This window comes from Planctomycetota bacterium (assembly GCA_016125255.1).
Lineage (GTDB): Bacteria > Planctomycetota > Phycisphaerae > Phycisphaerales > Zrk34 > RI-421.
The window spans coordinates 595,795-607,883 of record WGMD01000002.1 but is presented as its reverse complement, the minus strand read 5'-3'; the positions used below and the strand labels follow the sequence as shown (position 1 = coordinate 607,883).

Annotated in this window: 10 protein-coding genes; 4 read left to right on the top strand and 6 right to left on the bottom strand. The window is 62.6% G+C overall.

Annotated elements, in window-relative coordinates:
• Positions 1-15 precede the first annotated feature (15 nt).
• A complete protein-coding gene (locus GC162_03655; GenBank protein ID MBI1367729.1) occupies positions 16-1,299 on the top strand; it encodes a glycosyltransferase in 1,284 nt (427 codons plus the stop codon).
• A gap of 68 nt (positions 1,300-1,367) precedes the next feature.
• Here the strand turns inward: GC162_03655 and GC162_03650 are convergent, their stop codons facing one another.
• Both GC162_03650 and GC162_03645 read right to left on the bottom strand, forming a co-directional pair.
• On the bottom strand, positions 1,368-2,297 hold the full coding sequence (locus GC162_03650; protein ID MBI1367728.1) for a hypothetical protein: 930 nt from the start codon (positions 2,295-2,297) through the stop codon (positions 1,368-1,370).
• Between the two features lie 5 nt (positions 2,298-2,302).
• Positions 2,303-2,497, bottom strand: a complete 195-nt coding sequence (locus GC162_03645; GenBank protein ID MBI1367727.1) for a hypothetical protein — start codon at positions 2,495-2,497, stop codon at positions 2,303-2,305.
• Positions 2,498-2,759: 262 nt separating this feature from the next.
• Between GC162_03645 and atpD the strand changes: the two genes are divergently transcribed.
• Positions 2,760-4,202, top strand: coding sequence for a F0F1 ATP synthase subunit beta (gene atpD / locus GC162_03640; protein MBI1367726.1), 1,443 nt, complete (start codon positions 2,760-2,762; stop codon positions 4,200-4,202).
• Between the two features lie 492 nt (positions 4,203-4,694).
• Here the strand turns inward: atpD and GC162_03635 are convergent, their stop codons facing one another.
• On the bottom strand, positions 4,695-5,843 hold the full coding sequence (locus GC162_03635; protein MBI1367725.1) for a hypothetical protein: 1,149 nt from the start codon (positions 5,841-5,843) through the stop codon (positions 4,695-4,697).
• Between the two features lie 131 nt (positions 5,844-5,974).
• Here GC162_03635 and GC162_03630 point away from each other — a divergent pair, with 131 nt between their 5' ends.
• Positions 5,975-6,967 carry a hypothetical protein gene (locus tag GC162_03630; GenBank protein MBI1367724.1) on the top strand — a complete coding sequence of 331 codons (993 nt, stop codon included), beginning with the start codon at positions 5,975-5,977 and terminating at the stop codon, positions 6,965-6,967.
• 44 nt (positions 6,968-7,011) lie between these two features.
• Here GC162_03630 and GC162_03625 read toward each other — a convergent pair whose 3' ends face one another.
• The 3 genes from GC162_03625 to GC162_03615 all read right to left on the bottom strand — a co-directional run bounded on the left by GC162_03625 (position 7,012) and on the right by GC162_03615 (position 10,759).
• Positions 7,012-8,352 carry a hypothetical protein gene (locus tag GC162_03625; protein MBI1367723.1) on the bottom strand — a complete coding sequence of 447 codons (1,341 nt, stop codon included), beginning with the start codon at positions 8,350-8,352 and terminating at the stop codon, positions 7,012-7,014.
• A 371-nt stretch (positions 8,353-8,723) separates the two neighbouring features.
• Positions 8,724-9,602, bottom strand: coding sequence for a PEP-CTERM sorting domain-containing protein (locus tag GC162_03620; protein MBI1367722.1), 879 nt, complete (start codon positions 9,600-9,602; stop codon positions 8,724-8,726).
• 293 nt (positions 9,603-9,895) lie between these two features.
• Positions 9,896-10,759: a hypothetical protein gene (locus GC162_03615; GenBank protein ID MBI1367721.1), complete on the bottom strand. Its 864-nt coding sequence runs from the start codon at positions 10,757-10,759 to the stop codon at positions 9,896-9,898.
• Between the two features lie 207 nt (positions 10,760-10,966).
• On the opposite strand from GC162_03615, the gene GC162_03610 reads away from it, so the two are divergent.
• Positions 10,967-12,001: an AAA domain-containing protein gene (locus GC162_03610; protein MBI1367720.1), complete on the top strand. Its 1,035-nt coding sequence runs from the start codon at positions 10,967-10,969 to the stop codon at positions 11,999-12,001.
• The last annotated feature ends 88 nt before the right edge of the window (positions 12,002-12,089 follow it).

The following is a 12,089-nucleotide window of genomic DNA, read 5'->3' as shown; positions in this document are numbered from 1 at the left end:
ATTCTTTAGCTGCCCATGTCTGATGTGAACCCACTGCGTATCGGCATCGTCGCGACCCGCCTGGCGGGGACGGACGGCGTCTCGCTCGAGTCGGCCAAGTGGTCGGCGACGCTGGAGGCGTTGGGTCATACGTGCTATTTCTTCGCCGGGGAATCGGATCGGCCGGCGGATCGCAGCATGGTGCTGGATATCGCGCACTTCGATCACCCGGACGTGCGCGCGATCAACGAGGATCTTTTCGGCAGCACGACGCGCTCGCCCAAAACTTCGCAGGCGGTGCATGAACTCCGCCGTCGGCTCAATGACGCGCTGACGCAGTTCGTGCGGCGCTTCGACATCGATCTGCTCATCGTCGAGAACGCCCTGTCGCTGCCGATGCATGTGCCGATGGGATTGGCGCTGACGGAACTGGTGGCGGAGACGGGACTGCCGACGATCGCGCATCATCATGATTTTCCGTGGGAAAGGCCGCGTTACGACCTGACCGCCGCCGCCGACTACCTTCAGGCGGCGTTCCCCCCGGCGATGAGTCAGATTCATCACGTCGTCATCAATACCCACGCGGCGCACGAGCTGGCGCGCCGCATCGGCATGCGCTGTTCGCTCGTGCCCAACGTCATGAACTTTGAGTCACCCCAGGAATCGCCCCCGCAGCGGTCGCAGGTTCCGACGGACGAACTGCGCGAAGCGATCGGACTTAAGGACGAGGAGCTTTTGATTCTTCAGCCGACGCGCATTGTGCCGCGCAAGCGCATCGAGTGCGCGATTGATCTGGTGCACTGGCTTGATCGGCCGGCGGCGCTGGTGGTGACGCATTCATCGGGCGACGAGGGCGATGCGTATCGCAAGTATCTGGTGCGCTATGCGGAGGCGATGAACGTGCGCCTGATTCTCGCGGCGGACCGGTTCAGTCAGAAGGGCGGGACGGACGACGATGGACGGCGACTATTTTCGCTCGCCGATGCGTACGAACATGCGGACCTTGTGACGTATCCGTCGGCGATCGAGGGCTTCGGCAATGCGTTTTTGGAGGCGATCTACTATCGCCGCCCGCTGGTGATGAGCGCGTACGATATCTTCCGCGCGGACATCAAGCCCAAGGGATTCAAGGTCGTCGCCTTCGATTCGTTCGTGTCGGAAGCCACGGTTGACGCTGCCCGCGCGATTCTCGATGACGCGGCGACGCGAAAGCAATGGGCCGACCGAAACTACGAACTCGCCCGCCGGCATTATTCGTACACCGTCCTGCGCGAATGTCTGGCCAAGCTCGTGCACGAGTCGATGACGGGAATGTTTTAAGGAAGCGGTCAGCAGTCAGCATGGGGCCACTTCTGGTTGACCGCTGATACCTGACGCCTGACACCTTCTTACCACATCAACCAGACGGCCATCGCTCCGGCGATGCGCCAGGCGGCGATGGCGGAGCCGACCAGGACGCGGTCGCGGCGGGGGGAGCGGGTCAGGTACAGGCTCCAGCCGTGGGTCGCGATCATGATGAGGGCGGGCAGCAGCCAGAGCGGACCGCCGCCGAGGGCGAGGCCGATCAGGGTCAGCGCGATTTGCAGGGCGATGCAGGCGAGCATGAGCCGGTCGTAACCGCGCGGCGTCAAGCGCGTGGCGAGCGTATGCACGTCGGCTCCGGCGTCGCCGGGCCGATCCGCCCAGTCCAGCGCGATCGAGTCGGCGAGCAGGAGCGTCATGAGCAGCGCCCCGATGAGCCATTCGTGCACAACCTCGTCGTGCCGCGTCACGCCCTCGGTCACGGCCAGCCCCATCGCCCCGGCGAGCCAGGCGATGGAGATGACGATGGGTTTGACGGTGGCGAAGTCCTTGAGGCGTTTGGCCGGTCCGTCGCGGCGGGGAATGATCGGCATGACATACAGTCCCGCGATGACCGTCAATGCACCCAGCAGCATCCACGTCGCCCGATGCATCGGCATCGAAAGCACGCGCATCATCACGCCCGCCGTCGCCGCCCCCGCCCCGATCAATAGCGGCCATCGCGACCGAGCCATGAAGGCCGCGCGGCGCGGCGCGTTGACGAAGTCCTCCGCCGGGACGCGGAAGAGCCCGGCGTCGACGAGGTAGACCCATGCACACCCGACCGCCGCCCCGCAGTACCAGCGCGGTTCGAGCGTGCGTCCGAGCCAGCGCGCCGCGACGAACACGAACGCCGCCGCCGTGACGGACATGTAGAAGCTGCTGAAATAGAACCCCGACCAACCCGCCCCGGCCCACCGCCCGATCCACCCCGCCCGCGGCGAACGATCCGGGGTGTCCGGGGTGTCGGCCGGCATCGTGTTCACTTCTTGCCGATGAGGAAATACAAAATGGCGCCGACGTAAGGCACGAAGATCGTCACCAGCACCCAGATCAGCTTTTTGGTCGAGTCCATGGAGCCCTTAATGATGTCGATCAGGGCGATGATAACCAGGATCAGGTACACAATGCCGAGGATGCCGGTGTATCCGCCCATAGCCAGCACGTTCGTGAGCATAAAACCCTCCTGGATCAGCACGATCCGGTTGGGTCCATGATCGGTGCTGATAAGCGGTTTTGCAAGTTCAGCCGCGAGCCGGCGGCGAGCGCGGCGGGGCATGAAGCAATCGCCTGCGCCTCGCGGCCAAACGGGGGGCGGACACGCCGGATTTCCCATTTTTCGACGCCGATGCCCGTTGCCATCAGCGGGCGTGTCGGCTATCCTGATTGCCCCTCCTCAGAGGGATTTTCAGGTTCCCTTATCATCGCAGAGGATCACCATGCCCACCGTCGGCAAAATCACCCAGGTCATCGGCTCCACCTTCGACGCTCAATTCCCCGAAGATCAGCTTCCGGAAATCTATAACGCCCTGAAGATCGACTCCGAAGACGGCAACGTCAAGATTCATCTGACCGGCGAAGTGCAGCAGCACCTGGGCGGCGGACGCGTCCGCGCGGTCGCCCTCGGGTCCACCGATGGTCTGCGCCGCGGGCAGGATGTCGTCGATACCGGGGCGTCCGTGACCGTGCCCGTCGGCGAGGCGGTGCTCGGACGCGTGTTCAACCTGCTGGGCGACCCCATCGACAACGCCGGCCCGGTCCATGTCACCAAGCGCAACCCCATCCACCGCGAGCCCCCGGAATTCGTCAACCTCAATCCGAAGACCGAAATTCTCGAAACCGGCATCAAGGTCGTCGACCTGCTGTGCCCCTTCGTCCGCGGCGGCAAGATCGGCCTCTTCGGCGGGGCCGGCGTCGGAAAGACCGTCGTCATTCAGGAAATGATCGCCCGCATCGCCCGCGAGCACGGCGGATACTCCGTGTTCGCCGGCGTCGGCGAACGCACCCGCGAAGGCAATGACCTTTGGGGCGAAATGGCCGAGGCCAAGTTCACCGATGCGCAGGGTCAGGAACGCCGCGTGCTCGACCGAGTCGCCATGGTGTTCGGCCAGATGAACGAACCGCCGGGCGCGCGTCTTCGCGTGGCCCTGTCCGGTCTGACCATGTGCGAGGAGTTCCGCGACGCCTCCGGTAAGGAGACGCTCCTGTTCGTGGACAACATCTTCCGCTTCACGCAGGCCGGTTCGGAAGTGTCCGCGCTGCTCGGCCGCATGCCCTCGGCCGTGGGCTATCAGCCGACGCTCTCGACCGAGATGGGTCAGCTTCAGGAACGCATCACCTCGACCGACAAGGGCGCGATCACCAGCGTGCAGGCCATCTATGTGCCCGCCGACGACTTGACCGACCCCGCTCCCGCCACGGCGTTCAGCCACCTTGACGCCTTCGTCGTGCTTTCGCGCGGCATCGCCGAGAAGGGCATCTACCCCGCCGTGGACCCGCTGGCGTCGACCTCGACGATTCTCGATCCGACCGTCATCGGCGATGAGCACTACGCCGTCTCCCGCCGCGTGCAGGTCATCCTTCAGCGCTACAAGGACCTGCAGGACATCATCGCGATTCTGGGCGTCGATGAACTGTCCGAAGAAGACAAACTCATCGTGGCCCGCGCCCGCAAGATCGAGCGCTTCCTCAGTCAGCCGTTCTTCGTGGCGGAGCAGTTCACCGGTTTCCCCGGCATCTACACGCCGCTCAAGGAAACCATCGACAGCTTCAAGCGTCTGTGCGACGGCGAAGCCGACGACCTGCCCGAAAGCGCCTTCATGTACGTCGGCACCCTCGACGACGCCCGCAAGAAAGCCGAGAAGATGGCCGCGTCGGTCTGAGTCGATGCAACCAAGCGAATTCCGAAGCCCACGGCGTTACGCCGTGGGCTTTTTACTTTGCTTACGCTTGGACATTCATCGATTCCTTTTGATACATAGGTCGGGTTGATTTCTGATTTTCAGTTGGGCGTTTGATTGCTGAGTTCTTGCTATTTGGCGTCTGCATCACGCAGTCTCCTTTCCGGTCAGCTTCGTGAAGTCGACCCGAGCCACTGACGCCGCCATGTGCGCCGTGCTCGGGTGAAGATTCCGCTGGGTTTTCTGGAGCCGCTGGTGCCCCAGCAACTTCCGCAGTTGCGCGATGGGCATCTTGACGTCGTTCACTAGAAGGTGGTGCCTGTGTGGCGGAACGTATGCAGACCGCGAAGTGTGACCTTGATCACTTTGAGATGCGTGTGCAGCCACCCAAGCCACGCGGCGTTAGGGACCAATCCGCAGATGCGGATGGTGTCTACTGAGAGAGCCATCACCATTCGCGAACGCCGGGGAGGATCAGAAGAATTCGACGAGGTATTGGATGGTCGCGGGGGCGTCGGATTTGTCTTTGACGCCGGTGATGATGACCCAGTAGCGGGAGCCGGGGGCGGTGGTCACGTTGTCGGGGCGGAAGATGATGCAGTTGGGGATGGCGTAGCCGGCGGTGTCGATGTGGTAGTAGTTGAGGTTGAGGGCGGGTTCGGCGGCGAAGTCCGCGACGGCGCTGACGGGGCGAGTGACGGGGTGGACTTCGACTTTGATGTCGGACTCGACAGGGGTTTGATACTTGGCTGGGTTGAGTGTAACGCTCCAGGCGTAGTTGGGATGGAAGTAATCGCGGGGCATGTAGCCGCGAGCGGGGTAGGCGACGAAGGCCCAGTCGGAGATGTCGGCTGCGGGTCGCGAGCCGTCGAAGCTCCACATGGCTTGGTAGGTTCCGGCGACGCCGAAGCCGGTCTTGAGCATGTGCGGATTGAGGCACCATCGTCGATGTCCGAGGCGGTCGATGTTGCCGGGGTCGGAGTCATTCATGTAGCCGTTGATCGAATTGCGGGGGACGTTGTTGCCGGCGAAGAGATTGGAGTGGCCGGCGCCTTTTTTGGCGAGTTCGAAGAGGTCATCGGGCAGGCCAGGGTTGCGGTCGGGATTGTGCGTGAGTTGGCCGAGTGCGAGGCAGACCTTGGCGGCGGCGGCACAGGCCTCGTTCTTGTCGGGATCGAGCGCGAGATTCTCGTAGGGAACATCGCAGAGGAATCGGTAGATCATCAGTTGATGCACGCCATCGGCGAATGCCGCGGGGGTGGGGGAGCCGCCGTTGTCGATGGGTGTGTTGTTGATCTGTTTGCCGCGCTGGAGGATGAGGGCTTTGGACTTGGGGTAGATGAGCACGCCGTCGGCCCAGACTTCCTCGGCGGCGAGCTGACCTTTCTCATCCCAGAGCTGCCGCTTGCCATCGAGTTGATCGAGCCGGTAGGTGGACTGCTCCTTGAGTCGACCGGTGGGCCAGCGCTCGCGGTAGAAACCGGTTTTCTGGTTTTGCGCGTTGGTGAGGTATTCGAGGTGAATCTTGCCGTTGTCGAATTTCTCTTCGACGCGGCCGGCTTGCGCGGAGGCGGCAATGATCAGACATAGAGCGGCGAGCCGGAATTGAATGCTTAGCGACATCGGGGTGGATTCCCATGGGACAGGGCGGGCGATAAGAATTATAGCGCGAGTTTGATCGAGCGATTCGGGGCAATTTGTTGCACTTGCTGCGGCCTGGGGCGTGGCTGATAGAATGGATTCGGAGGTGCGCCATGCGTCTGAACACCGTGATGGTGGTGGGGATCGGGATGCTGGCGGCGGTGATGCCGGTTCGCGTTTGGGGACAGAGTCTTGAGAAGGTGCGGGATGTGCCGCTTCCCGGGCGGGCGATTCGATTTGATTATCAGAGTTTTGATCCGACGACGAAGCGGCTGTATTTCACGCATATGGGCGATGATCATCTGGTCGTCTTCGATACCGTGGAGGGGAAGGTGATCGCGCATCTGCCGGGGTTTGCGACAGCGACGGGAGTGTTGGCGATTCCGGAGCTTCACGAGGTCTACGTCAGCGCGCCGGGCGAGCGCGAGGTTGTCGTGGTCGACACGAAGACGCTCAAGACGATCGCGCACGTTCCGGCGGGGCGGTTTCCCGACGGATTGGCGTATGCGCCGCAGGCGCACAAGGTCTACGTTTCCGATGAATCGCAAGGGCAGGAGACGGTCATCGACACCGCGACGCATCGTCGGGTCGCGACCATCGACATGGGGGGCGAGGTCGGCAATACGCAGTACGATGCCGGTTCGCGGATGATCATGGCCAACGTGCAGACGAGCGGCGAGCTGGTGGTGATCGATCCGGCGAGGGACACGATCACCGGGCGCCATCCGCTCAAAGGCGGCGAAGGGCCGCACGGGCTGCTGATCCTTCCGGACAAGCGGCTGGCATTCGTCGCCTGCGAGAACGATGCGCGGCTGTTGGTGGTGGACTTGAACACGTTCGAGGTGAAGCAGGCGCTGAGCACGGGGCTTGGGCCGGACGTGTTGTCATTCGACGCGAAGCTTGGGCGGCTGTATGTGGCGACGGAGTCGGATGTCGTTTCGATCTTCGATCTTCATGACCGCACGTTGACGAAGCGCGAGGATCTTCAGGTCGGGCCCAACGCGCACACGGTCAGCGTCAATCCAGAGAATCATGAAGTCTACTTTCCGCTGGAGGATGTGGATGATCACCCGGTGCTGCGGATCATGAAGCCGACGGGGAAGTGATGTGAATTGGATATTACCCTCTTGGACCGATCAACCATGGAGCGTCAAATGAATGACAATCTATTAATGGTCGTGGCTTGGGGGGTGAAGCGGCGTCGGGTGGTGAGCATCGACAGGAGCATCAGGCCGGCGGGGAGTGCGGCGGGGGCGGGCAGGACGGTGACGGTGATGCCGCTGATGCGTGTGGCGTCGGAGGAGAGGCCCGGCTGAAGGAGTCGGACGACGGTGCCGGGGTTGATGACGATGGACTGGGCGCTTTCACTGCCGAAGAGCATGGCGTAGGGGTGTGCGGCGGTGTTGTCGATGATGGTGATGATGCCGAGGTTCTGCTCGTCGACTTCGCCGGGGTTGAGGATGACCTGCATCTGCATGGTGCGATCGCTCGAGTCGCCGTGGTTGAGCCAGAGGGTGTCGAGCGTGACGGGTTTGTCGAAGGTCAGGTCGAACGCGTCGCCGGGGCTCCACGAATTGTTGCCATCCTGCGTGCTGCCGAGGCCGAGCGTGTTGATGTTGAAGTTGCCGGCGTTGACGTCCTCGAGCGTCAGATGCACGACGGTGTCGGGGAGCGTTCCGGTGAGGGTCATCGGGCCCGCGCCGGCGGCGAGGAAGTTGTCAGTGTTGATATAGTTGCCGGAGCCGAAGGCGGAGTTGGAGTTTGAAGCGTTGTTGATGAACGAGAAGGTGGCGGACTGGCCGGCGATGGACTCGCTGGCGGCGACGACGTCGATGTTTTCGTAGGCGCGGAGGGTCGAGTCGGCGACGGCTTCGGAGGGGTTAGGGCCGTTGAATCCGCCATCGGTGAAATTGGCGGAGAGGACTTCGTCGGAACGGGCGAAGAATCCGCCGTCGTTGGTGCCGGCCCAGTCGGTGGCGACTTTGCCGGTGGCGGCGCCGATGAACTGGTTGTTGATGAAAAGCCGGACGGTGGCGTTGGAGCCGGACAGATCGACGGAGGCGACGATACTTGTCGAGACGTCGAGCAGGGCATCAGGCACGGCGTACATCAGGGCGGTCGAGTCGCCGCCGAGCTCGCGGTTGCCGGACCCGTCGCGGAGCTGAAGCGTCAGGTCGCCGGAGGCGCGGAGCAGGAGGGAGAAGCCGGTGGTGGACCCGCCGAACTCGAAGAGGGTCCGGTTGGAGCCGGGGGTTTTGTCGTGGATGGTGGTTTCGAAGGCGAAGGTCACGTCGGAGGTGGAATCGAGATTCGCGTCGGCGTCGACGGATCCGTCGTTGTAGCGCGAGCTGCTGATGGTGCCGGTGGAGAAGGTCGTCGTCGGCGTCAGCAGGTCCAGGTCATTGATGTTGACGGTCGAGGCGGCTGCGAAATGAGCGGCCGACAACAGGGCAGCGGACGTGAGGGCGCTGTACCGGAATCGTTCGGACATGATGGACTTCCTCTCGGAATCGTTGCTGCGGCGAACCCTTCATTCGCGAGCACGATGCGCAGGATCGACGCACTTCGTCGGCGCAGCAGGCGCCGCGATCGCATTCGATCGGCTCATCCGCATCGCGCGACAGGTCACCGGGTTCGACGAAACGCGCAGCGCGACCGCTGAACGATCGCCGTGAGAACGGCGGGGCTCATCTTTCTCTAAGCCGACACCAAAATCCGATGGTTCCTGTCTTTCTCTCGCGAACCGTGTCCATGATGGACACACCTTTTATTCAAGGTCGATGCTACTGGATGACCTAGTGCATGGCAACACTTTTCTCGCGATTTTCGCAGTATTTTTTAATGCTGTTGCGGTACCGGATTTCATGCGGCTTTGGACCGGCCTGCGGCGCGTCCGCGGCGCAGCAGCAGCCATCCGCCGATGCTCATCATCGCCCACGACGCCGGCTCGGGCGTCACGACCGGCGGGGCGGGTTCGGTGGCGTTGAAGTTATCGAAGGCGAAGCCGCGCGGGTGACCGGCGGTGCGGTTCTGGAATATCTGAATGATGGCGATGCCGCCGTTGAGATTCGCGAAGGAAAATGTCCAAGGCAATCCCGACAGGGAGCCGGGCTCATCGTACGCTTTGCCCAACGGGCTCACCTGCGTGCCGATCGGATTGTCGGCGAGCAGGTCGGCGACGGAGGCGAAGGCCTTGACGGTGTACTGCTCGGGGAAGCTTTGCGGGCCGGCGGCGTTGGAGTCGATGTCCCAAATTTCGCCCGACGCGCTGACGGGCAGTTCGCCGGAGTAGACGATCAAAAAGCCCTGCGTGTTCATATTCGTGTCGACGCCGTTGTTGGTTCCGCCGCCGATGTCGTCACCGTCTTCTTCGGGTCGGATCATCCAGTCGCCGCCGATTTTGCCGGGCGTGGCGTCGTAGTCATAGAAGTAGGGCTGATTGCCGATGCCGTGCGTGTAGCCATGCGGGTCCTCAGCGCCGGGATCGCTGGGCGCCGGGCCGACGGTGCCTTCGCGATCTTCGAAGTGCGCGACGACGTCGATGTCGCCGTCGTTGTCGGTGTCGGTGCCGAAGCTGACGGTGGTGAGTCCGACGGTGTAGCCGCCGACAGCCGCATCATCGACGGGCGTAGCCCCGCCGGGCGTCATTTCGAAATCGATCACCGCCGCGTTCGCCTCGTGCACCAGTCCGACACAAAGCACAAACGTCGCAGACATGAACCCCGCGCGCAGCGTATTCATCGTCACACCTCCAAGTTGTCAAATTGCGCCGCCCCCACCGGATAGACACGTCCGGGCGGAGGAGCAGGCGCAGCATCTCACGAGGCCGGATGCAAGGGCGATGCCTGAACGGCGCGAATGCGCATCATTTTTTTAACTGATGAAATAAATAGGTTTTAGCGGGAGGAGAAAATTCGTCCGCGCAGCCAGATCACGCGCGGGCCTGTACCAATGCGGTACGCGCGCGGTCGAAGCGGTACAAGAAGCCGCGAATTTTCCGAGGGATTTGCACAAATGGACCGGCGGCCCGGCGATCAGGGGCGCGCTTCGAACAGGCGCCATGCCCGCGACTGATAGACGCGATAGTTGGATTTGCCCGAGAAATATCCCGATTCGCCGCCGGGCAGGTTCAGGTCGCGGATTTCGAAGTCGGGGTCGTTGTAAAAAAGGACATGGCCCCCGAGGTAGAGGATGTTGTAGCCCTCGACATGGTGAAAGTCGACGCCGCGCTTGGGCTGTGCGAAGGCGTCCGCCATCAGCGCCGCCCCGGGTGCATCGCGCGTCATCTTCGCGCTGCGCCATGTATCGACCGCGTCATAATTGGGCGAGCCGAACATGCTGTTGTAGTGATACGACGTCTGCATGTAGAGCTGACCGGCGGGAATCTTCGACACATCCTCGAACCATCCGCCGCCGGTCTGACCGAATCCATCCGTGCCGGACGTCTCATACTGAATCCACGGCAGGCGCCAGCTCGGGCAATAGAACATTTTGCCGTTGGGCAGATAGCCCATCGTCACGAGCGCGCCGTGCTTGGTGAAATTGCCGCCGTATTCGGAGCCGCGCGTCGGATGCGGATTCGTCCAGTCGTGCACCCATACCGCATAGTGCCCGCTGTTGCCGATCTTGCTCTTGTCGTGGGTCTTGTCCGCCCGGTCGTGGGCCGCGTCGTACGAGGGCTGTCCCGCCACGAGATTCCAGTCATGATCCTGAGCCCATGCCAGATGCGCCACGCCCGTCTGATGCAGGTTCGAGGCGCAGACGACCCGCCGCGCCAACTCGCGCACGCGCCCGTACGAGGGCATAAAGATGGCGATGAGCACCACGATGATGGCGACCACCACCAGCACTTCCACCAATGTGATGCCGCGACTGAAGCGCATCGCATCGATCTCCATTACAAGCCGCCCGACCGGAATTCACTGCCGCAAAGTGTGTCGGACCCTGTCGATGATACGGCCGGGCAGGGGCGCCGCCAAGAAAAAAATCAGCCATTTACGCCGTGATTTGCGGGGAATCGTCGTCACGCCGCGCGGCGTGGGTTCGGGTGTTGGGCTCGCGCGGGCGGGGAGTTAGAATGATGGAACCTAAGTTCTGGAGAGCGCATGGAATCCAAAGCGGCGGGATCGGGTGTGGCGGAGGCGGTCAGTGAGACGGTCCGCGCGACCAGCGAGCAGGTCGTCAAGGCCCACCGCTACATGCTCGATCAGATGAAGCGCGTCATCGTCGGACAGCACGATGTGCTGGACCTGATGCTCATGGGCCTCTTCTGTCAGGGCCATTGCATCTTGGAAGGCGTGCCGGGGCTCGCCAAGACGCTGATGATCTCCACGCTCGCGCAGCTCACCTCCCTCGAGTTCGGCCGCATCCAGTTCACCCCCGACCTCATGCCCTCCGACATCACCGGCACCGAAATCCTTCAGGAAAACCGCACGACCGGCGAGCGCGGCCTGCGCTTCGTCAAGGGCCCGCTCTTCGCCAACATGATCCTCGCCGACGAAATCAATCGCACCCCGCCGAAGACTCAGGCGGCGTTGCTTCAGGCGATGCAGGAATATCACGTCACCGCCGCCGGCAAGCGCTACGACCTCGATCGCCCCTTCTTCGTGCTCGGCACGCAGAACCCGATCGAAAGCGAAGGGACGTATCCGCTGCCCGAAGCGCAGCTCGACCGCTTCATGTTCAAGATCAAGGTCGACTATCCCACGCAGGACGAGGAAATCGAAATCGCCCTCGCCACCACGTCGCGCGAAGCCGAGGCGCTGGAGCCCGTCCTTCAAAAGAGCGACATCCTTCAGATTCAGCACGTCGTCCGTCAGGTCATCGTCGCGCGCCCCATCGCCGACTTCGCCGTCCGACTCGTCCGCGGGACGCGCCCCGGCGATGCGGCGAATCACGATTACGTCAAACACTACCTCACATGGGGCGCCGGCCCGCGCGCGTGTCAGGCGCTTCTGCTGGGCGCGAAGGCAAGAGCGCTTCTCGATGGCCGTGCGTCCGCATCGATCGACGATGTCCGTGCCGTCGCTAAGCCCGTGTTGCGTCATCGACTCGTGACGAGCTTCGCCGCCGAATCCGAAAACGTCGCCTCCGATGACGTCGTCGATCAACTCCTGCACGATTTGCCGGAGACGATATGAATAGTGGGTCATTTGCCTTTCATTAACCAATAACAAATGCCCAATGCCTAATAGCAAATGCATTGGCTAATGGTCATTAGGTATTTGC

Excerpts from the sequence above, each read along its gene's own strand:
- GC162_03630 (MBI1367724.1), top strand. The coding sequence starts at position 5,975 with ATGCGTCTGAACACCGTGATGGTGGTGGGGATCGGGATGCTGGCGGCG.
- GC162_03655 (MBI1367729.1), top strand. The coding sequence starts at position 16 with ATGTCTGATGTGAACCCACTGCGTATCGGCATCGTCGCGACCCGCCTG.
- GC162_03645 (MBI1367727.1), bottom strand. The coding sequence starts at position 2,497 with ATGCTCACGAACGTGCTGGCTATGGGCGGATACACCGGCATCCTCGGC.
- GC162_03635 (MBI1367725.1), bottom strand. The coding sequence starts at position 5,843 with ATGTCGCTAAGCATTCAATTCCGGCTCGCCGCTCTATGTCTGATCATT.
- GC162_03620 (MBI1367722.1), bottom strand. The coding sequence starts at position 9,602 with ATGAATACGCTGCGCGCGGGGTTCATGTCTGCGACGTTTGTGCTTTGT.
- GC162_03615 (MBI1367721.1), bottom strand. The coding sequence starts at position 10,759 with ATGGAGATCGATGCGATGCGCTTCAGTCGCGGCATCACATTGGTGGAA.
- GC162_03610 (MBI1367720.1), top strand. The coding sequence starts at position 10,967 with ATGGAATCCAAAGCGGCGGGATCGGGTGTGGCGGAGGCGGTCAGTGAG.
- GC162_03650 (MBI1367728.1), bottom strand. The coding sequence starts at position 2,297 with ATGCCGGCCGACACCCCGGACACCCCGGATCGTTCGCCGCGGGCGGGG.
- atpD (MBI1367726.1), top strand. The coding sequence starts at position 2,760 with ATGCCCACCGTCGGCAAAATCACCCAGGTCATCGGCTCCACCTTCGAC.
- GC162_03625 (MBI1367723.1), bottom strand. The coding sequence starts at position 8,352 with ATGTCCGAACGATTCCGGTACAGCGCCCTCACGTCCGCTGCCCTGTTG.